Source organism: Pseudomonas sp. 8AS (assembly GCF_902506505.1).
GTDB lineage: Bacteria > Pseudomonadota > Gammaproteobacteria > Pseudomonadales > Pseudomonadaceae > Aquipseudomonas.
On sequence record NZ_LR733406.1, the window covers coordinates 632,322 to 651,666 of the forward strand.

Here is a 19,345-nt window from a genome sequence, read left to right on the forward strand (position 1 = left end):
ATGCGCTTCTTTCTCGGCCTGCTTCTGCTCCTGTCGATTGTCGCCTGTACAGGCCCGGACATCCGCCAGTATGCCGCGCAGCAACCCGCCCTGGAGTTGTCCGACTACCTGAACGGCGACCTGGAAGCCTGGGGCATGTTCCAGAACCGTTCCGGGGAAGTGGTCAAGCGTTTCCATGTCGCCCTCACGGGGACCTGGCAGGGCGATGTCGGCACCCTCGACGAACGCTTCACCTACAGCGACGGCAGCACCGAGCGGCGCGTCTGGACCCTGCGCCGCCAGGCCGATGGCAGCTGGCGCGGTACGGCGGCCGATGTGCTCGGCGAGGCCGTCGGCGAAGTGTCCGGCAATGCCTTGCACTGGCGCTACCAGCTGCTGCTCAAGGTCGATGGCGAGCGCTATGTGGTCGATTTCGATGACTGGATGTTCCTCATGGACGGGCGGGTGATGCTCAATCGTGCCCGCATGTCCAAGTGGGGCGTCGACCTGGGCGAGGTCACGCTGAGCTTCCATAAACCGGCAAATTGAAGGGGTGAAGAAACTTCCTGATCAAGGTGACTTGCTGGCGGGAGCTGGCGGGCATACTCTGGCTCCACGTCTCGTCATTAATCCGGCACTGCGTCGAGTTATTGTCCGAGACTGCCCAAGATGCCAAATAACCGGCTCGGGGCCGCAGTACACCAGCATTCACTAGTAGGGAAGTGACAACATCATGCTCGAGAGCTGCCAGAACGCCCAGGAACGATGGGGTGGAGTACACCAGCTGATCGACCGCTGGCTGCAAGAACGCCATGAACTGGTCAATGCCTATTCCGCCCTCAGTGATAAGCCCCAGGCTCCCGCGGCCAACGCCCAGGGCTTGCTGCGCTTCTGCGAAATCCTCGTCGACTACGTGTCGGCCGGCCACTTCGAGGTCTACGAGCAGCTGACCGGCGAGGCCAAGGCCTTCGGCGATCAGCGCGGCCTGGACCTGGCCAAGCAGATCTACCCGCGCATCGAAGCGATCACCGAAGTCGCGCTGGCGTTCAATGACCGCTGCGACAATGGCGACTGCCGCGATACCGCGTCGCTGGCCGCCGAGCTGAAACGTCTGGGACAGCTGCTGCACGAGCGCTTCGAGCTGGAAGACTGCCTGATCGAAGTGCTGCACAACGCCCACCAGCAGCAGGCCGCCGCTCCGGTCTGAGGGGCGCGCGGGCCGGCCTTCAGTCGGCGACGTCGAGCAGTTCCAGCTCGAAGACCAGCGGTGCATCCGGCGGAATCAGGTCGCCGGCGCCTGCCTGGCCGTAGGCCTGTTCGGCGGGAATCACCACCCGCCATTTGGCGCCCACCGGCATGGCCAGCAAGGCCGTCTGCCAGCCACGGATCAGGCTGTCGAGGCGAAACCATTGGGCGCCTTCGCTCTGGTCGAACAGGCTGCCATCGGCCAGCTCGCCGCGGTAGTGCACCTGCACCCGGCCGTTCCTGCGCGGGTTGTCTCCCCTGCCGCCGCGCAGCTCCTGCACCAGCACGCCGCCGTCCAGTTCACGCACCCCGGCCTTGGCTTTTTCCGTCGCCAGAAAGCGCCGCTCCGCGGCTTGCGCCTGCTCGTGGCGCGCGGCCGCGCCGTGCTGCTGCAACTGGGCTTCGTGCTCGTCCAGCAGACTGTCGATACGCTCCGCGGGCAGGCGCAGGGGCTCGCCGCGATAGGCCTGGCTCAGGCCGTCGAGCAGCGCCGACAGCGGCAGGCCGGGTACTTCGCTGCGCAATCTTTCGCCCAGGCGGGCGCCCAGGCTGTAGGCCAGATCATCCGGTTGCGGTGCTGCCGCCAATAGCGTCGGAAACAGGCAGAGCAGAAGCACGGAACAGCGCGACATCGGGGCGGTCTCGGAAGGGAGTTGCGGCCGATTATGCCAGTGCCGCGCAGCGCGACAATCAGCGGCTAGCGACCTGCGCATCTGCCGTCTAGTATGGGGGCACCCACGTCCGTTAGGAGGCACGCCATGCCGACCAACAATAAGAAGCCCGTTACCACTCCGCTGCACCTTCTCCAGCAGCTTTCCCATAGCCTGCTGGAGCATCTCGAAAGTGCCTGCTCGCAGGCGTTGGTCGAAGCCGAGGAATTGCTGACCAAGCTGGAAAAACAGCGCGGCAAGGCCCAGGAAAAGCTCCACGAAGCCCGCAGCAAGCTGCAGGACGCCGCCAAGGCTGGCAAGGCCAAGGCCCAGAATAAGGCCAGCAAGCTGATCGCCGAACTGGAAGAGGGGCTCGATAACCTCAAGACGCGGCAGACCGAAACCCGCAATTACATCCTCCAGCTCAAGCGCGATGCCCAGGAAAGCCTGAAGCTGGCCCAGGGTATCGGCAAGGTCAAGGAAGCCGCGGCGAAGGCATTGCACCTGCGTTCGACGGCCGCGCCGGCGGTCAGCGCCGCCGCCAAGCCGGCAGCGAAGAAGCCCGCCGCCAGCAAGCCCGCCATGGCCAAGGCCGCGGTGAAAACTGCGGCCAAGCCGGCGGTAGCTCGTCCGGCAGCGGCCAAGTCGGCAGCCAAGCCTGTTGCGACTGCCGCCAAGCCGGCGGTGGCCAAGACCCCGGCCAAGCCTGCGCCGAAGACCGCTGCCAAACCTGCTGCCAAGCCCGCCGCCACCAAGCCCGCCGCGGCCAGGCCGGCTGCTGCAAAGCCGGTGGCCAAGCCCGCCGCCAAACCGGCCGCAGCGGCTGCCAAGCCGGCAGCGGCCAAGGCTCCGGTCAAGGCCGCGGCTAAACCAGCTGCCAAGCCAGCCGCCAAGGCCGCGCCGACTGCTGCCAAGCCAGTTGCCAAGCCTGCTGCGAAACCGGCCGCCGCCAAGCCTGCCGCGAAGAAGCCGGCGGCCAAGCCCGCCGCGCCGGCTGCCCCGGCCGCGGCGCCTGCGGCTGCTGCTCCGGCTACGCCGGCCTCCGGTAACGGCAGCACGCCGCCAACCGGCGCCTGAGTCAGGCCTGAGTCGTCGCGGCGCGCAGCACCTGCAGCGCGTCGCGGCACTCTCCTGCGGTTCCCGCCAAGGCTTCCAGCCAGTCCGCCACGCCATGCTGCCCGGCGTGCGGCCAGCCGTTCACCTCGGCTTCCAGTCGGGCCAACAGCTCGCGCTCGGCCTCCAGTTCGAGTGCCTTGACCTGCGCCCGCAGGCGTTGCTGTACCTCATCCGTGGCTGCCGTCGTGCGCCAGCTCTGCCGCAGTTCGCGCAATGGCTGCACCACCTGGCGTTGCCAGGGCTCGCTCAGTGCGCGGAGGGCTGCCAGGCGCTCGTCGTTGCACGGCACGCCGCGCTGTTCCAGCCACAACCCGCACAGCAGCAGGCACACGTCCGCCCCCGCCGCCTGCAGGCGCAGGCAGGCCGCCTCGACGCCCGGGCGTGCATAGCAACAACTGGCAAAACTCCACAGGTCAGACGGCATGCGGCTCTCCGGGCGATGGCGGGGCGAAGCTGGTAGACTCCGCGGCCATTATGATCCGACTCCAGAACCTCACTCTACAGCGTGGTCCGCAACGCCTGCTCGAAGGCGCCGAGCTGACCCTGCACGCCGGCCACAAAGCCGGCCTGATCGGTGCCAACGGCGCCGGCAAATCCAGCCTGTTCGCCCTGCTGCGTGGCGAACTCGGTCCCGACGCCGGCGACTGCAACCTGCCGCCGGACTGGCGCATCGCCCACATGCGCCAGGAGGTCGACGACCTCGAACGCCTGGCCGTGGATTACGTGCTGGATGGCGACAGCCACCTGCGCCAGGTGCAGCGCGACCTGACCGCCGCCGAAGCGGCCCACGACGGCACGGCCATCGCCCGCCTGCACAGCGAACTGGACAACGCCGACGGCTACACCGCCGATGCCCGCGCGCGCAAGCTGCTGGCCGGCCTCGGTTTCAGCAACGAGCAGATGGATCGCCGCGTTGGCGACTTCTCCGGTGGCTGGCGCATGCGCCTGAACCTGGCCCAGGCGCTGATGTGCCCGTCCGACCTGCTGCTGCTCGACGAGCCGACCAACCACCTCGACCTCGACGCCATCCTCTGGCTGGAAGACTGGCTGAAGGCCTACCCCGGCACCCTGTTGCTGATCTCCCACGACCGTGACTTCCTCGATGCGGTGGTCGACCATGTGGCGCACCTCGAACAGCAGAAGCTGGCCCTCTATCGTGGCGGCTACTCGGCCTTCGAACGTACCCGCGCCGAACGCCTGGCCCAGCAGCAGCAGGCCTACGAGAAGCAGCAGGCGCAGCGCGCGCACATGGAAAAGTACATCGCCCGCTTCAAGGCCCAGGCGACCAAGGCGCGCCAGGCGCAGAGCCGGATCAAGGCCCTGGAGCGCCTGGAGGAACTGGCGCCGGCCCATGTCGACTCGCCGTTCGACTTCGTCTTCCGCGAGGCCGAGAAGATCTCCAGTCCGCTGCTGGACATGGCCGACGCGCAGCTCGGCTATGGCGACAAGGTGGTGCTGCAACAGGTCAAGCTGCAGCTGGTGCCGGGCGCGCGCATCGGCCTGCTCGGTCCCAACGGCGCCGGCAAGTCGACCCTGATCAAGACCCTCTCCGGCGAACTCACGCCGCTGTCCGGGCGCCTGGCGCGTGGCGAGAACCTGTCGATCGGCTACTTCGCCCAGCACCAGCTCGACTCGCTGGATGCCAAGGCCAGCCCGCTGTTGCACCTGCAGCGCATCGCCCCTGGCGAGCGCGAGCAGACCCTGCGCGACTTCCTCGGCGGCTTCGACTTCCGCGGCCCGCGCTGTGACGAGGCGGTGCAGAACTTCTCCGGTGGCGAGAAGGCGCGCCTGGCCCTGGCCCTGATTGCCTGGGGCAAGCCCAACTTGCTGCTGCTCGACGAACCGACCAACCACCTCGACCTGGAAATGCGCCTGGCCCTGACCATGGCCCTGCAGGAGTTCGCCGGCGCGGTGCTGGTGGTGTCCCACGACCGTCACCTGCTCAAGAGCACCACCGACGAGTTCCTTCTGGTCGCCGATGGCCGCGTGCAGCCGTTCGATGGCGACCTGGAAGACTACGCGCGCTGGCTGGTCGACTTCCGGGCCCGCCAGCAGCCGCAAACCACGGCAGCGCCGGCCGCCGACAAGACCGACAAGCGCGCCCAGCGCCAGGCCGCCGCCGCCCTGCGTCAGCAGCTGGCACCGCACAAGCGCGAGGCGGACAAGCTGGAGAAGGAGCTGGGCCAGCTGCACGAGCAGCTGGCCAGGGTCGAGGAGCGTCTGGGCGACAGCGGCATCTATGAGGCCGCGCGCAAGGACGAGCTGCGCGAGCTGCTGGCCGAGCAGGCCCGCCTGAAAAGCCGCGAAGGCGAGCTGGAAGAAAGCTGGATGGCCGCCCTGGAACACTTGGAAAGCCTGGAACAACAGCTGGCCCAGGCCGCCGACTGACAACCTGCCGGTGCTTTGCCGGGCTCGGCGGGCGGCGTCAAGGCAGCTCTACACGAATTCACTAAACCACTGAGGCAACAACATGGAATGGCTGATGAGCCCGGAGATCTGGGTCGCCTTTTTCACCCTGACCGCCCTGGAGATCGTTCTCGGCATCGACAACATCATCTTCATCTCGATCCTGGTCAGCCGCCTGCCGGCCGCCCAGCAACCCAAGGCGCGCTTCTTCGGCCTGGCCCTGGCCATGGGCACGCGCATCCTGCTGCTGCTGTCGATCACCTGGGTGATGCGCCTGACCAACGACCTGTTCAGCGTCGCCGGTCACGGCATTTCCGGGCGTGACCTGATCCTGTTCTTCGGCGGCCTGTTCCTGCTGTTCAAGAGCACCATGGAAATCTTCCACAGCCTGGAAGGTGCCGAGGAAGCACAGCAGGGTGGCGGCAAGGCCTACGGCTTCATGGGCATCATCGTGCAGATCGCGATCATCGACATCGTCTTCAGCCTGGACTCGGTGATCACCGCCGTCGGCCTGGTGCAGAACGTGCCGGTGATGGTCGCCGCCATCGTCATCTCCGTGCTGGTGATGATGCTGTCGGCCGGCACCATCAGCGACTTCATCGACAAGCACCCGTCGCTGAAGATGCTGGCGCTGTCGTTCCTCATCGTGGTCGGCGTGGTGCTGATCGGCGAAGCCTTCGAAGTGCATGTGCCGAAGGGCTACGTCTACTTCGCCATGGCCTTCTCCCTGGCGGTGGAGGCGGTCAACATCCGCCTGCGCAGCAAACAGAAGAAGCAGGTCGAGCCGGTGCACCTGCGCAAGGATCTGCCGGACTGATCCGCAGGGCTGGGCAGGCATAAAACGGAGGGGTAGGCTGTACGGCCTGCCCCTTTTTGCTTTTGAGGTATTCGCCATGGCTCTCGAAACCTGGCTCGCTTTCTTCGTCGCCTGCTGGGTGATCAGCCTGTCGCCGGGCGCCGGGGCCATCGCCTCGATGTCCAGCGGCCTGCAGTACGGTTTCTGGCGCGGTTACTGGAACGCCCTGGGTCTGCAGATCGGCTTGGCTCTGCAGATCGCCGTGGTCGCCGCCGGCGTCGGCGCGCTGCTGGCCACCTCGGCGCTGGCCTTCGCCCTGATCAAATGGTTCGGCGTGGCCTACCTGGTCTACCTGGGCTGGAAGCAGTGGCTGGCGCTGCCCGGCGAGATCGTCACCACCGGCGAGCGGCCGCTCGGGCGCCCGCTGACCCTGGTGCTGCGCGGCTTCCTGGTCAATGCCAGCAACCCCAAGGCGATCATCTTCATGCTCGCCGTGCTGCCGCAGTTCATCCACCCACAGGAGCCACTGGTGCCGCAGTATCTGATCATGGGCGTGACCATGATCACGGTGGATCTGATCGTCATGGCCGGCTACACCGGTCTGGCCTCCCGCGTGCTGCGTGCCCTGCGCACGCCGCGCCAGCAGCGCCTGCTCAATCGCACCTTCGGCGGCCTGTTCATCGCCGCCGCCGCATTGCTGGCTACCGTGCGCCGCGCGGCGGCCTGAGTCACCAGCACATCGGCTGCTCGTCCCGGGCCCGGAAGCTGCCGCTGGCCAGCATGGTGTGCGGCGGCGACTGCCCGGCTGGCAGGTAAAACGGGGCAGGGCAGGCACGCTTCATCGAGTGGGGCTTGAGAAAAATTGTTAGCAAGGTAACAATTTAATCTTAAGCATTCTCATTTATGGATCTGCCCATGTCCCGTTCTGGCCGTTTCTGGCTGATGCTCTTGCTGCCCGTCCTGTCCCTGTTCAGCCTGGCTGCCGGGGCCGCAACCACTGAAGGGGCGGCCCAGGCCCTGCACCTGCTGGGCTATATCGGCGCCGACTACCCGGCGACCGTGGCCGCCGGCGAGATCGTCGATGGGGGCGAATACCGCGAGCAGCTGGAATTCCTCGGGGTGCTCCAGGGGCTGATCGTCGCCCTGCCGGCCAAGGCCGAGCGCGCGGAGCTGGAGCAGGGCGTCGCCGGGCTGCGCCAGGCGGTTAGCCAGCGCCAGCCGGGCGAGCAGGTCGCCAGCGAGGCGCGGCGCCTGGCCGCGCGGCTGGCCGAGCTGTACCAGGTGCACCAGGCGCCGGCGATCACGCCCGATCCGGCACGCGGCGCGCCGCTGTATGCCCAGCATTGCGCGGTCTGCCACGGCGCCCAGGGGGCCGGCGACGGCCCCGCCGGCATCGGCCTGGAGCCGCCGCCGGCCAACCTGCGCGACCGTGCGCGGCTGGACCGCCTGAGCCTGTACGACCTGTTCAACACCCTCGGCCTGGGGATCGAGGGCACCGACATGCCGGCTTTCGCCGACCAGCTCGACGAGCGCCAGCGCTGGGATCTGGCCAGCTATATCGCCGGCTTCAGCGCCGAGCCCGGCGCGGCGGGCAGCAGCCCTTTCAGCCTGGCCGCCCTGGCCGGGCAGACGCCGGGCGAGGTCGCCGCCCGCGGCGGCGACAGTGCCGCCTTCCGCGCCCAGCGCGCGCAGCCGCCGCAACAGCAGCGCGGCCCGCAGGAGCTGATCGGGCACACCGTTGCCACCCTCGAGCGCAGCCTGCAGGCCTACAGGGAGCATGACCGCGAGCAGGCCTACGACCTCTCGGTGGCCGCCTACCTGGAAGGCTTCGAGCTGGTCGAGGGCGCCCTCGACAACCTCGACACGCTGCAGCGCAAGAGCACCGAGAAGAGCCTGATGGCCTACCGCCAGGCGCTGCAGGATGGCGCCAGCGTGGCCCAGGCGGCGCAGGCGCTGGAGGCGGCCAAGGTGCAGTTGGCCGAGTCCGCCGAGCTGCTCGCCGGCGGCGCGATGAATGCCTCGCTGAGCTTCTTCTCCAGCCTGCTGATCCTGTTGCGCGAAGGCCTGGAAGCTATCCTGGTGCTGGCGGCGATCCTTGCCTTCCTGCGCAACACCGGCCAGCCGCAGGCGGTGCGCAGCGTGCACATCGGCTGGGGCCTGGCGCTGCTGGCCGGCGTCGCCACCTGGGCCCTGGCGGCCTACCTGATCGACGTCAGCGGCGCCCAGCGCGAGCTGCTGGAAGGCCTCACCGCGCTGTTCGCCAGCGTCATGGTGCTGTGGCTCGGGGTGTGGATGCACGACCGCCGGCATGCGGCGGCCTGGCAGGACTACATCAAGAGAAGCCTGGTCGGCGGCGGCGGGCGCTTCGGCTTCGCCGTGCTGGCGTTCTTCTCGGTCTACCGCGAGCTGTTCGAGGTCATCCTGTTCTACGAAACCCTCTGGCTGCAGGCCGGCCCGGCCGGTCACGGCATGGTCCTGGCCGGTGCCGGAGCGGCCCTGGTGCTGCTGCTCGGCCTGGCCTGGGTGATCCTGCGCGGCTCGCGCAAGCTGCCGCTGGCGACCTTCTTCAGCGCCAACGCGGTGCTGCTGTGCGCGCTGTCGGTGGTGTTCGCCGGCCACGGCGTGGCGGCGCTGCAGGAGGCCGGGGTGCTCGGCACGCGGCCGGTGGCTTTCTTCGACTTCGACTGGCTGGGCATCCACGCCGATGCCTGGAGCCTCTCGGCCCAGGGCCTGGCGCTGGCCGCCATCGTGCTGCTGTACGGGCGCAGCCGGCTGGGCGAGCGCCGCCGCGCGCAGGCGGCCGGATAGGCCGCACCCCGGCCGGCGGATGGCTTACCATGCCGGCCGGGTCATTCTTGGAGAACCTGTGCGATGCGTGTCTGGATCGATGCCGACGCCTGCCCGCGGGCGGCGCGGGATCAGGTGGTGAAGTTCGCCCTCAAGCGTGGCTTCGAGGTGGTGCTGGTGGCCGGCCAGCCGGTGGCGCGGCCGGGCTTCACCTGCGTGCGGCTGATCGTGGTGCCGAGCGGCCCGGATGCGGCGGACGATCACCTGGTCGAGCATGCCGTGCCCGGCGAGCTGGTGATCTGCAGCGACGTGCCACTGGCCGACCGCCTGGTGAAGAAGGGCGTCAGTGCCCTCGATCCGCGCGGTCGCGAGTTCGACGAACGCAACATAGGCGAGCGCCTGGCGGTGCGCAATCTGTTCACCGACCTGCGCGAGCAGGGCCAGATGGGCGGCGGCCAGGCCGCCTACGGCGATAAGGATCGTCAGGCCTTCGCCAATTCGCTGGACCGTATCCTCACCCGCCTGATGCGCGCGTAGCCCGGCTGCAATCCGCAGGCAGATAGCTCAGCAGATCTACGGCTTAGCCGCACAGATAGGTGCCGGTACCCACGGCGACCAGGCTGCCGTCGTCGCCGTGCAGTTCGCTGCGCACCACCGCCACCTTGTTGCCGGAGCGCAGCAGCACCGCCGTGGCGGTGAACGACTGGCCGCGCCCGGGGCGCAGGTAGTCGACGCGCAGGTCGATGGTGCCGAGCTTGGACAGGCGGGCCATGCGCTCGCTGCTGGGCAGGTGCTGGTGCCGCTCGAAGGCGCCGATCAGCGCCATGGCGCCGCCGGCCACGTCGAGCAGCGAGGAGATCACTCCGCCGTGCAGGATGCCGTGGACGAAGTTGCCGATCAGCTCGGGCTTCATCGGCAGGCTCATCACCACCTTGTCGACGGCCAGCTCGTCGAGCCGGATGCCCAGCACCTGGTTGAACGGGATGCGCTGGAAGAAGCTGCTGACGGCGTCGTGCAGCTCGGCGGTGAGTTCGAAGGGGGCGTGGCTCATGACGGCGTTCCTGCGCTGGAGTGGCCTGTCACGCTGCCGCAATCGGGCCGGCTTGGCCAGCGCCGCGGCGCGGCTGTCACGGCGATTGGCCGGATCGGCGTAGGTTGGGTTGAGGCGCGCAGCGCCGAAGCCCAACGGGCGAAGGTTCAGGCCCTGTAGCGGCCTGTCTGTCCGCCGTTGGGCTTCGCTGCGCTCAACCCAACCTACGCCAGGTTCGCGGCTCAGTGCGGGTGGGCCAGCTCCAGCACGCGGTCGACCAGCTTGTTGATCCCGCTCGCCGCCTCGGCGATCGACTGGGCGAGCATGTAGGCCGGGGTGCTGACCAGCTTGTGTGCGCTGTCCTCGACTATGTCTTCCACCGTGCATTCCTGGTGATTGCCGCCCATCGTCTGCAGCGCGGCGGCGGCCGGGTCTTCGCTGCTGCCCAGGGTGCAGGTGACGCCGGCACCGAAGATCCTGGTCGCCAGGGCCGGGGCGATGCAGATCAGGCCGATCGGCTTGCCGGCCCTGGCGAAGGCCTGGGCGGCGGCCAGGACGTCGGCCTGCACGCTGCAGTCGGCGCCCTTCACGGCGAAGTCGGAGAGGTTCTTGGCCACGCCGAAGCCGCCGGGCAGGATCAGTGCGTCGAAATGCTCGACGTGCAGCTCGCGCACATCCTCGACATTGCCGCGGGCGATGCGCGCGGACTCGACCAGGACATTGCGGCCGCCCGCCATTTCCTCGCCGGTCAGGTGGTTGATCACATGCATCTGCGCCACGTTCGGCGCGAAGCACTGCACCTGGGCGCCGCGCTGGTCGAGGCGCAGCAGGGTGATCACGCTTTCGTGGATTTCCGCACCGTCATAGACGCCGCAGCCGGAGAGGATGACGGCTACTTTCTTGCTCATGGCTTGCTCCTGATCGGGGATACAGCGGGTGTCGCCAAATGCCGCCCGGCCTGGCATGCCCGGTACTCGGTGGCGCTGCGCGGCTGGCTTAGCATGGCGACCAATACCGCAATGCTAGCCCGCGAACCGCCGTAACGATATGGGTGAACCGTGAATTACATCCTCTACGCCGTGCCCGTGTTTCTCTTCCTGATCGGCCTCGAACTGCTCGCCGATCGCTGGCGCGGCGTGCGCAGCTATCGCCTGGCCGACGCCTTGAACAGCCTCAGCGCCGGCGTGCTGTCGACCTCGCTGAACCTGCTGAGCAAGGGTGTCGGCGTGCTCAGCTACAGCTTCGCCTGGCAGCAGCTGGGGCTGTTCGAGCTGGCGGCCGACAGCCCGTGGGTCTGGTTGCTCGCCTTCGTCGGCTACGACTTCTGCTACTACTGGCTGCATCGCCTGGGCCACGAGCGCAACATCCTCTGGGCCGCCCATTCGGTGCACCACCAGAGCGAGGAGTACAACCTCTCCACCGCCCTGCGCCAGACCAGCACCGGCTTCATCTTCGGCTGGATCTTCTACCTGCCGCTGGCCGTCGCCGGGGTGCCGCTGCCGGTGTTTCTCGGCGTGGCGGCGATGAATCTGCTGTACCAGTTCTGGGTGCATACCCGGCACATCCCCAAGCTCGGCTGGTTCGAATGGTTCTTCGTCAGCCCGTCCAACCACCGCGTGCACCATGCGCAGAACGCGTTGTACATGGATCGCAACTACGGCGGTGTGTTCATCCTCTGGGACCGCCTGTTCGGCACCTTCCAGGAGGAGCACGACGAGGAACCGGTGGTGTTCGGCGTGACCACCCCGCTGGCCAGCTGGAACCCGCTGTGGGCCAACCTGCAGTTCTACGTGCTGCTGTGGCGGGACGCGGTGCGCGCCGAATCCTGGTGGGACAAGCTGCGTATCGGCTTCATGCGCACCGGCTGGCGTCCGGCCGATGTCGCGGCGCGCGATCCGCGCAGCAAGCCGGACCTGGCGCATTTCACGAAGTTCGCCGTGCCGCTGGGGCGGCCGCGGCAGGTCTACGCCCTGCTGCAGTTCGTCGTCTATCTGCTGCTCGGCAGCGGCCTGCTGGCGCTGGGCGAGCAGTGGCCGCCGCTTGCCCAGCTGCTCGCCTGCGCCTGGATGGCCTACGGCCTGTATGCCCTCGGCGCCTGGCTGGAGAACCGGCCGTTCGTGCTGTGGCTGGAGCTGCTGCGCCTGGCGCTCAACCCGCCGCTGCTATGGCTGGCCGGGCAGCAGGGCCTGCTCGGTACGGCGGCGGATCCGGCCTGGCCGCTGCTGCTGGGCTACAGCGGCCTGAGCCTGCTGGCGCTGGGGCTGCTGCAGCGGCAACGGGTCGCGCCGCTGCGCGCCTGATTAGTTTGTCGTGGCGATGCCGCAGGCGTCATCAATTGGTCATAATGGCAGCTTATAACCGTCACACTGAGCCCGCGCGCGTGGGCCCCGGAGTCTGCCGTGAGCTTTACCCCCGCCAATCGCCTGTTCCCCGCCACCCGCCTGCGCCGTAACCGTCGCGATGACTTCTCCCGCCGTCTGGTGCGCGAGAACGTGCTGACGGTCGACGACCTGATCCTGCCGGTGTTCGTCCTCGACGGCGAAAACCGCCGCGAAGCGATTCCGTCGATGCCGGGCGTCGAGCGCCTGTCCATCGACCTGCTGCTCAAAGAGGCGGAAGAGTGGGTGGCCCTGGGCATTCCGGCGCTGGCGCTGTTCCCGGTGACGCCGCTGGAGAAGAAATCCCTGCTCGGCGAGGAAGCCTGGAACCCGGACGGCATCGCCCAGCGCGCCATCCGTGCCCTGCGCGCGCGCTTCCCGGAGCTGGGGGTGATCAGCGACGTGGCCCTGGACCCCTTTACCACGCACGGCCAGGACGGCATTCTCGACGACAACGGTTATGTGCAGAACGACGTCACCGTCGATGCCCTGGTCAAGCAGGCGTTGTCCCATGCCGCGGCCGGTGCCCAGGTGGTGGCGCCGTCGGACATGATGGACGGGCGCGTGCAGGCGATCCGCGAGGCGCTGGAGCTGGCCGAGCACAGCAACGTGCGCATCATGGCCTACTCGGCCAAGTACGCCAGCGCCTACTACGGCCCGTTCCGCGATGCGGTGGGTTCGGCCGCCAACCTGGGCAAGGGCAGCAAGAACACCTACCAGATGGACCCGGCCAACGGCAACGAGGCGCTGCACGAGGTGGCGGCGGACCTGGCCGAAGGTGCCGACATGGTCATGGTCAAGCCGGGCATGCCCTATCTCGACATCCTCTGGCGGGTCAAAGAGGAATTCCGCGTGCCGACCTTTGTCTACCAGGTCAGTGGCGAGTACGCGATGCACATGGCGGCCATCCAGAACGGCTGGCTCAGCGAGGCGGTGATCCTCGAATCGCTCACCGCCTTCAAACGCGCCGGCGCCGATGGCATCCTGACCTACTTCGCCAAACGGGCGGCAGAACTGATCAAGGCAGGGCACTGAAGCCCCCAGGGAACAAGCGATGAACACCGAGGGACTGAGCGAGAACGAAGTAGTGGATGGTCAGCCGATTGCTGCGCCGATCCTGGAGGAAGTGAGCGTGGCCGAAGTAGCACCCGTCGTTGAAGCGCCGGTGGCCGCCCCCGTGGCCGCGCCGGCCCCCGTGCCGGGGCTGGACGACAGCAGCCTGTACATCCACCGCGAGCTGTCCCAGCTGAAGTTCAATATCCGCGTGCTGGAGCAGGCGCTGGACGAGTCCTATCCGCTGCTCGAACGGCTGAAGTTCCTGCTGATCTTCTCCAGCAACCTCGACGAGTTCTTCGAGATCCGCGTGGCCGGGCTGAAGAAGCAGATCAACTTCGCCCGCGAGCAGGCCGGTGCCGATGGTCTGCTGCCGCACCAGGTGCTGGCGCGGATCTCCGAGCTGGTGCACGAGCAGGTCGGCCGGCAGTACGCCATCCTCAACGACGTGCTGTTTCCCGCGCTGGCCACGCACAGCATCAACTTCATCCGCCGTCGGCACTGGACCGCCAAGCTCAAGGCCTGGGTGCGCCGCTATTTCCGCGACGAGATCGCGCCGATCATCACCCCGATCGGCCTCGACCCGACGCACCCCTTCCCGCTGCTGGTGAACAAGAGCCTGAACTTCATCGTCGAGCTGGAAGGCATCGACGCCTTCGGCCGCGATTCCGGTCTGGCGATCATCCCGGCGCCGCGCCTGCTGCCGCGCATCATCAAGGTGCCGGAGGAGGTCGGCGGCGCGGGGGACAACTACGTGTTCCTCTCCTCGATGATCCATGCCCACGCCGACGACCTGTTCCAGGGCATGAAGGTCAAGGGCTGCTACCAGTTCCGCCTGACCCGCAACGCCGACCTGTCGGTGGACACCGAGGACGTCGAGGACCTGGCCCGTGCCCTGCGCGGCGAGCTGTTCAGTCGCCGCTACGGCGACGCGGTGCGCCTGGAAGTGGCCGACACCTGCCCGCAGCACCTGTCGGACTACCTGCTCAAGCAGTTCAACCTGAGCGACAGCGAGCTGTACCGGGTCAACGGCCCGGTCAACCTGACCCGCCTGTTCGCCATCACCGGCCTGGCCAGTCATCCGGAGCTGCAATACGCGCCGTTCACCCCGGTGATCCCCAAGCTGCTGCAGAACAGCGAGAACATCTTCAACGTGGTGAGCAAGCAGGACATCCTCCTGCTGCACCCCTTCGAGTCGTTCACCCCGGTGGTCGACCTGCTGCGCCAGGCGGCGAAAGACCCCAACGTGCTGGCGATCAAGCAGACCCTGTACCGCTCCGGGGCCAACTCGGAGATCGTCGACGCGCTGGTGGATGCGGCGCGCAACGGCAAGGAAGTCACCGCGGTGATCGAGCTGCGCGCGCGCTTCGACGAGGAGTCCAACCTGGCCCTGGCCAGTCGCCTGCAGGCCGCCGGCGCGGTAGTGATCTACGGCGTGGTCGGCTTCAAGACCCACGCCAAGATGATGCTGATCCTGCGTCGCGAGGGCGGCGAGATCGTCCGCTACGCGCACCTCGGCACCGGCAACTACCATGCCGGCAACGCCCGCCTGTACACCGACTACAGTCTGCTGACCGCCGACGTGGCCCTCGGCGAGGACGTCTCCAAGCTGTTCAGCCAGCTGATCGGCATGGGCAAGACCCTGCGCATGAAGAAGCTGCTGCACGCGCCGTTCACCCTGAAGAAGACCCTGCTCGACCTGATCGCCTTCGAGACCCAGCAGGCCAGCGAGGGCAAGCCGGCGCACATCATCGCCAAGTTCAACTCGCTGACCGACGCGAAGATCATTCGCGCGCTGTACAAGGCCAGCCAGACCGGGGTGAGGATCGACCTGGTGGTGCGCGGCATGTGCTGCCTGCGTCCGGGTATTCCCGGGGTGTCGCACAACATCCAGGTGCGCTCGATCATCGGCCGCTTCCTCGAGCACACACGGGTGTTCTACTTCCTCAATGGCGGCGAGGAGAAGATCTACCTGTCCAGCGCCGACTGGATGGAGCGCAACCTCGACAAGCGCGTGGAGACCTGTTTCCCGGTGGAGGGACGCAAGCTGATCGTGCGGGTGAAGAAGGAGCTGGAAGCCTATCTGACCGACAACACCCAGGCCTGGGCGTTGCAGCCGGACGGGCGCTACCTGCGCATCACCCCGAGCGGCAACGCCAACCTGCGCAGCGCCCAGGCCAGCCTGCTGGAGAAGCTGACCAGCCCCGCGGCGCGCTGAGCCCGCGGCTACGGACGCCTTGGCCTTGGCGCGCCGCCCGGCATAAACGAAAAAGCCCCGCAAATGCGGGGCTTTTTCGTTGCGACGGCGCTCAGCGCATGGTCAGGACGAAGCCGATCCGCGTCAGCCATTCGGCTTCCAAGGCGAAGTCGGCCTGGGTCAGCGGGTTGGCGTCCAGCCAGCCTTCGGGGAAGGTCAGGTCGAGGCTCTGCGGCCCGGCCTGCAGCTTCAGGCGGGGCATTTCCTGGGTGCCGCGGATATGGTGGAAGAGGATGGCGAAGCGCAGCAGCACGCACAGGCGCAACAGCTTGATGCCTTCCTCGCCGAACTCGGCGAAGCGCTCCTTGGGGATGTTGCGCCGGTGGCCGCGCACCAGCAGGGCCAGCATCAGCTGGTCCTGGCGCGAGAAGCCGGGCAGGTCGGAGTGCTCGATCAGGTAGGCGCCGTGCTTGTGGTAGTGGTAGTGGGCGATGTCCAGGCCGATCTCGTGCACCCGCGCGGCCCACTGCAGCAGGTCGCGGTGCCATTCGTCGTCCAGCTGCCAGGCCTCGCTGACCTGCTCCAGTGCCGACAGTGCCTTGGCCTCGACCCGGGCGGCCTGCTGCAGGTCGACGTGGTAGCGCTCCATCAGCGCGCCGAGGGTGCGCTCGCGTACGTCCTCGTGGTGATGGCGGCCGAGCAGGTCGTACAGCACGCCTTCGCGCAGGGCGCCTTCGGAGTGGTCCATGCGCTGCAGGTCGAGGGCGTCGAAGATCGCCTCGCTGATCGCCAGGCCGGCGGGGAATATCTGCCGGCGGTCCGGCTTGATGCCGTCGAGGTCCAGCTTGTCCACGTCGCCGAGCTTGAGCACCTTGCGCTTGAGCCAGGCCAGGCCCTCGGGGTTGATCTCGCCGCTGCCCAGGCCGCCGGCCTGGATCGCCAGGCCCACGGCGCGGATGGTGCCGGAGGCGCCCAGCGCTTCCTGCCAGCCGAGGCGCTGCAGGCCCTGTTCGATGGTCATTAGTTCCAGGCGCGCGGCGGTGTAGGCCTGGGCATAGCGCGCGGCGGTGACCTTGCCGTCCCTGAAGTAGCGCTGGGTGTAGCTGACGCAGCCCATCTGCAGGCTTTCGCGCAGCAGCGGCTCGAAGCGCTGGCCGACGATGAATTCGGTACTGCCGCCGCCGATGTCTGCGACCAGGCGCTTGCCGGGGTTGTCCGGCATGCTGTGGGACACGCCGAGGTAGATCAGGCGCGCTTCCTCGCGCCCGGAAATGACTTCCACCTGGTGGCCGAGCAGGGCTTCGGCGCGGCGGATGAACTCGGCGCGGTTGCGCGCCTCGCGCAGGGCGTTGGTGCCGACGATGCGCACTGCGCCCTGGGGCAGGCCCTGGATCAGCTGGCCGAAGCGGCTCAGGCAGTCGAGCCCGCGCTGCATGGCTTCCTCGCTGAGCAGGCGCTGTTCGTCGAGACCGGCGGCCAGCTGCACCTTTTCGCCCAGGCGTTCGAGTATCCGCACTTCGCCATGCTCGGCCTTGGCCAGAACCATGTGGAAGCTGTTGGAGCCAAGGTCGATGGCGGCAATCAGGGAAAACGACTCGGGGGCAGTTTGCGGCATGGTCAAGGTCTCGAAACTGAACAGAGGCAGCCGGCCGCACTGGAGCGGTCGGTCCAATGCCCTGCATGTTAACCTCCCCCGGCCGTCCTGCCGCATTCTTTCATCAGCTTTTCCCGGGCAGGCGATAGGCAAGCACAATGGCCTGCCGACTTTCGGCGCAGGTCAAGGCGGGCTATCATGGCCGCCACTTTTCTGCTTCCGACCACGGAGACTATCCATGAGCGATTTCATCACCAACGTCAGCGACGCCAGTTTCGAAGACGACGTGATCAAGGCCGAAGGTCCGGTCCTGGTCGATTACTGGGCCGAATGGTGCGGCCCGTGCAAGATGATCGCCCCGGTGCTCGACGAGATCGCCCAGACCTACCAGGGCAAGCTGAAGGTCTGCAAACTGAACATCGACGAAAACCAGGACACCCCGCCGAAGTACGGCGTGCGTGGCATCCCGACCCTGATGCTGTTCAAGAACGGCAACGTCGAGGCGACCAAGGTCGGTGCCCTGTCGAAGTCGCAGCTGGCCGCCTTCCTCGACGCCAACATCTGATTGCGCGCGGCCCGGCCGTCTGCTCGGATGTTGCAATAAAGCCCCGCACTCTGCGGGGTTTTTGCTTTCTGCAGGCTGGACGCACCGCCTGGCCGGTGTTACATTCGGCCGGTCAGCGGTTCCTCCGCTGCCCTTCAAGCCGTCGCCGACGCATCCCCAATCGATAATATCGAGCGATCCAGTCGCCTTCTCGCGGCGCGGCTTCCAAAGCCCAGTGCTTTCACCCCCCTTCCTCAAAGCTACGTCATTCCTATGAATCTGACCGAACTCAAGCAAAAGCCGATTGCCGAACTGCTGGAAATGTCCGAACAGATGGGCCTGGAGAACATGGCCCGTTCGCGCAAGCAGGACATCATCTTCGCCCTGCTGAAAAAGCACGCTAAAAGCGGCGAAGAGATCTCCGGTGACGGCGTGCTGGAGATCCTCCAGGACGGCTTCGGCTTCCTGCGCTCCGCGGACTCCTCGTACCTGGCCGGCCCGGACGACATCTACGTCTCGCCCAGCCAGATCCGCCGCTTCAACCTGCGTACCGGCGACACCATTGTCGGCAAGATCCGCCCGCCGAAAGAAGGCGAGCGCTACTTCGCCCTGCTCAAGGTCGACTCGATCAACTTCGACCGCCCGGAAAACGCCAAGAACAAGATCCTGTTCGAGAACCTGACGCCACTGTTCCCGACCCAGCGTCTGAAGATGGAAGCCGGCAACGGTTCCAAGGAAGACCTGACCGCGCGGGTGATCGACCTCTGCGCGCCGATCGGCAAGGGCCAGCGCGGCCTGATCGTCGCCCCGCCGAAGGCGGGCAAGACCATCATGCTGCAGAACATCGCGGCCAACATCACCCGCAACAACCCCGAGTGCCACCTGATCGTCCTGCTGATCGACGAGCGCCCGGAAGAAGTGACCGAGATGCAGCGCACCGTGCGCGGCGAAGTGGTCGCCTCGACCTTCGACGAACCGCCGACCCGCCACGTACAGGTTGCCGAGATGGTGATCGAGAAGGCCAAGCGTCTGGTCGAGCACAAGAAGGACGTGGTCATCCTGCTCGACTCCATCACCCGCCTGGCGCGCGCCTACAACACCGTGATCCCCAGCTCCGGCAAGGTCCTCACCGGTGGTGTCGACGCCCATGCCCTGGAGAAGCCCAAGCGCTTCTTCGGCGCCGCGCGCAACATCGAGGAGGGCGGTTCGCTGACCATCCTCGCCACCGCGCTGGTGGAAACCGGCTCGAAGATGGATGAAGTGATCTACGAAGAGTTCAAGGGCACCGGCAACATGGAGCTGCCGCTGGACCGCCGCATCGCCGAGAAGCGTGTGTTCCCGGCCATCAACATCAACAAGTCCGGCACCCGCCGCGAAGAGTTGCTGACCGGCGAGGAAGAGCTGTCGCGCATGTGGATCCTGCGCAAACTGCTGCACCCGATGGACGAGATCGCCGCCATCGAGTTCCTCCTCGACAAGCTGAAAGACAGCAAGACCAACGATGAATTCTTCTTGTCGATGAAGCGCAAGTAAGCGGCTCTGCTGCGCTCGGTCATGCGTTGTTAAAAAT

The 19,345-nt window shown here is 67.1% G+C and carries 18 protein-coding genes; 13 read left to right on the forward strand and 5 right to left on the reverse strand.

The window, feature by feature from the left end:
• Both GV001_RS02875 and rsd read left to right on the forward strand, forming a co-directional pair.
• Entirely contained in the window at positions 1–528 is a 528-nt protein-coding gene (locus tag GV001_RS02875) for a DUF3833 domain-containing protein (protein WP_160077934.1), read from the forward strand.
• Positions 529–712: 184 nt separating this feature from the next.
• A complete protein-coding gene (rsd, locus tag GV001_RS02880; RefSeq protein ID WP_160077936.1) occupies positions 713–1,186 on the forward strand; it encodes a sigma D regulator in 474 nt (157 codons plus the stop codon).
• A gap of 19 nt (positions 1,187–1,205) precedes the next feature.
• Here the strand turns inward: rsd and GV001_RS02885 are convergent, their stop codons facing one another.
• Entirely contained in the window at positions 1,206–1,856 is a 651-nt protein-coding gene (locus GV001_RS02885; protein ID WP_160077938.1) for an FKBP-type peptidyl-prolyl cis-trans isomerase, read from the reverse strand.
• A gap of 126 nt (positions 1,857–1,982) precedes the next feature.
• On the opposite strand from GV001_RS02885, the gene GV001_RS02890 reads away from it, so the two are divergent.
• Positions 1,983–2,951 carry an AlgP family protein gene (locus GV001_RS02890; RefSeq protein ID WP_160077940.1) on the forward strand — a complete coding sequence of 323 codons (969 nt, stop codon included), beginning with the start codon at positions 1,983–1,985 and terminating at the stop codon, positions 2,949–2,951.
• A gap of 1 nt (position 2,952) precedes the next feature.
• On the opposite strand, the gene GV001_RS02895 is transcribed toward GV001_RS02890, so the two are convergent.
• A complete protein-coding gene (locus GV001_RS02895; RefSeq protein WP_160077942.1) occupies positions 2,953–3,414 on the reverse strand; it encodes a TIGR02444 family protein in 462 nt (153 codons plus the stop codon).
• A gap of 50 nt (positions 3,415–3,464) precedes the next feature.
• On the opposite strand from GV001_RS02895, the gene GV001_RS02900 reads away from it, so the two are divergent.
• The 5 genes from GV001_RS02900 to GV001_RS02920 all read left to right on the forward strand — a co-directional run bounded on the left by GV001_RS02900 (position 3,465) and on the right by GV001_RS02920 (position 9,516).
• Entirely contained in the window at positions 3,465–5,378 is a 1,914-nt protein-coding gene (locus tag GV001_RS02900; protein ID WP_160077944.1) for an ATP-binding cassette domain-containing protein, read from the forward strand.
• An 82-nt stretch (positions 5,379–5,460) separates the two neighbouring features.
• Complete coding sequence (locus tag GV001_RS02905; RefSeq protein WP_160077946.1) at positions 5,461–6,213, forward strand: TerC family protein; 753 nt, start codon at positions 5,461–5,463, stop codon at positions 6,211–6,213.
• Between the two features lie 76 nt (positions 6,214–6,289).
• Positions 6,290–6,919 carry a homoserine/homoserine lactone efflux protein gene (rhtB, locus tag GV001_RS02910; RefSeq protein WP_160077948.1) on the forward strand — a complete coding sequence of 210 codons (630 nt, stop codon included), beginning with the start codon at positions 6,290–6,292 and terminating at the stop codon, positions 6,917–6,919.
• A 188-nt stretch (positions 6,920–7,107) separates the two neighbouring features.
• A complete protein-coding gene (locus tag GV001_RS02915) occupies positions 7,108–9,000 on the forward strand; it encodes a cytochrome c/FTR1 family iron permease (protein WP_160077950.1) in 1,893 nt (630 codons plus the stop codon).
• 63 nt (positions 9,001–9,063) lie between these two features.
• Positions 9,064–9,516 (forward strand): YaiI/YqxD family protein, encoded by a 453-nt coding sequence (locus tag GV001_RS02920; RefSeq protein ID WP_160077952.1) that lies wholly within the window; start codon positions 9,064–9,066, stop codon positions 9,514–9,516.
• 43 nt (positions 9,517–9,559) lie between these two features.
• Here the strand turns inward: GV001_RS02920 and GV001_RS02925 are convergent, their stop codons facing one another.
• Positions 9,560–10,030 carry a thioesterase family protein gene (locus tag GV001_RS02925; protein WP_160077954.1) on the reverse strand — a complete coding sequence of 157 codons (471 nt, stop codon included), beginning with the start codon at positions 10,028–10,030 and terminating at the stop codon, positions 9,560–9,562.
• A 221-nt stretch (positions 10,031–10,251) separates the two neighbouring features.
• Positions 10,252–10,917 (reverse strand): isoprenoid biosynthesis glyoxalase ElbB, encoded by a 666-nt coding sequence (gene elbB, locus GV001_RS02930; RefSeq protein WP_160077956.1) that lies wholly within the window; start codon positions 10,915–10,917, stop codon positions 10,252–10,254.
• Positions 10,918–11,067: 150 nt separating this feature from the next.
• On the opposite strand from elbB, the gene GV001_RS02935 reads away from it, so the two are divergent.
• The 3 genes from GV001_RS02935 to ppk1 all read left to right on the forward strand — a co-directional run bounded on the left by GV001_RS02935 (position 11,068) and on the right by ppk1 (position 15,658).
• Positions 11,068–12,309, forward strand: coding sequence for a sterol desaturase family protein (locus GV001_RS02935; RefSeq protein WP_160077958.1), 1,242 nt, complete (start codon positions 11,068–11,070; stop codon positions 12,307–12,309).
• A 99-nt stretch (positions 12,310–12,408) separates the two neighbouring features.
• Positions 12,409–13,422, forward strand: coding sequence for a porphobilinogen synthase (hemB, locus tag GV001_RS02940; RefSeq protein ID WP_160077960.1), 1,014 nt, complete (start codon positions 12,409–12,411; stop codon positions 13,420–13,422).
• 19 nt (positions 13,423–13,441) lie between these two features.
• Entirely contained in the window at positions 13,442–15,658 is a 2,217-nt protein-coding gene (ppk1, locus tag GV001_RS02945; RefSeq protein ID WP_160077962.1) for a polyphosphate kinase 1, read from the forward strand.
• A gap of 91 nt (positions 15,659–15,749) precedes the next feature.
• Here ppk1 and ppx read toward each other — a convergent pair whose 3' ends face one another.
• Positions 15,750–17,252, reverse strand: coding sequence for an exopolyphosphatase (ppx, locus tag GV001_RS02950; protein ID WP_160077964.1), 1,503 nt, complete (start codon positions 17,250–17,252; stop codon positions 15,750–15,752).
• 217 nt (positions 17,253–17,469) lie between these two features.
• Here ppx and trxA point away from each other — a divergent pair, with 217 nt between their 5' ends.
• The gene (gene trxA, locus GV001_RS02955) at positions 17,470–17,796 is read left to right on the forward strand and encodes a thioredoxin TrxA (RefSeq protein WP_160077966.1); all 327 of its coding nucleotides are present in this window, start codon (positions 17,470–17,472) and stop codon (positions 17,794–17,796) included.
• 252 nt (positions 17,797–18,048) lie between these two features.
• Entirely contained in the window at positions 18,049–19,308 is a 1,260-nt protein-coding gene (gene rho / locus GV001_RS02960) for a transcription termination factor Rho (RefSeq protein ID WP_160077968.1), read from the forward strand.
• Positions 19,309–19,345 lie beyond the last annotated feature (37 nt).

Coding starts and splice junctions, on each gene's coding strand:
- GV001_RS02905 (WP_160077946.1), top strand. CDS start 5,461: ATGGAATGGCTGATGAGCCCGGAGATCTGGGTCGCCTTTTTCACCCTG.
- trxA (WP_160077966.1), top strand. CDS start 17,470: ATGAGCGATTTCATCACCAACGTCAGCGACGCCAGTTTCGAAGACGAC.
- GV001_RS02915 (WP_160077950.1), top strand. CDS start 7,108: ATGTCCCGTTCTGGCCGTTTCTGGCTGATGCTCTTGCTGCCCGTCCTG.
- GV001_RS02890 (WP_160077940.1), top strand. CDS start 1,983: ATGCCGACCAACAATAAGAAGCCCGTTACCACTCCGCTGCACCTTCTC.
- GV001_RS02885 (WP_160077938.1), bottom strand. CDS start 1,856: ATGTCGCGCTGTTCCGTGCTTCTGCTCTGCCTGTTTCCGACGCTATTG.
- GV001_RS02895 (WP_160077942.1), bottom strand. CDS start 3,414: ATGCCGTCTGACCTGTGGAGTTTTGCCAGTTGTTGCTATGCACGCCCG.
- rsd (WP_160077936.1), top strand. CDS start 713: ATGCTCGAGAGCTGCCAGAACGCCCAGGAACGATGGGGTGGAGTACAC.
- rho (WP_160077968.1), top strand. CDS start 18,049: ATGAATCTGACCGAACTCAAGCAAAAGCCGATTGCCGAACTGCTGGAA.
- GV001_RS02875 (WP_160077934.1), top strand. CDS start 1: ATGCGCTTCTTTCTCGGCCTGCTTCTGCTCCTGTCGATTGTCGCCTGT.
- rhtB (WP_160077948.1), top strand. CDS start 6,290: ATGGCTCTCGAAACCTGGCTCGCTTTCTTCGTCGCCTGCTGGGTGATC.
- GV001_RS02900 (WP_160077944.1), top strand. CDS start 3,465: ATGATCCGACTCCAGAACCTCACTCTACAGCGTGGTCCGCAACGCCTG.
- ppx (WP_160077964.1), bottom strand. CDS start 17,252: ATGCCGCAAACTGCCCCCGAGTCGTTTTCCCTGATTGCCGCCATCGAC.
- ppk1 (WP_160077962.1), top strand. CDS start 13,442: ATGAACACCGAGGGACTGAGCGAGAACGAAGTAGTGGATGGTCAGCCG.
- elbB (WP_160077956.1), bottom strand. CDS start 10,917: ATGAGCAAGAAAGTAGCCGTCATCCTCTCCGGCTGCGGCGTCTATGAC.
- GV001_RS02920 (WP_160077952.1), top strand. CDS start 9,064: ATGCGTGTCTGGATCGATGCCGACGCCTGCCCGCGGGCGGCGCGGGAT.
- GV001_RS02925 (WP_160077954.1), bottom strand. CDS start 10,030: ATGAGCCACGCCCCCTTCGAACTCACCGCCGAGCTGCACGACGCCGTC.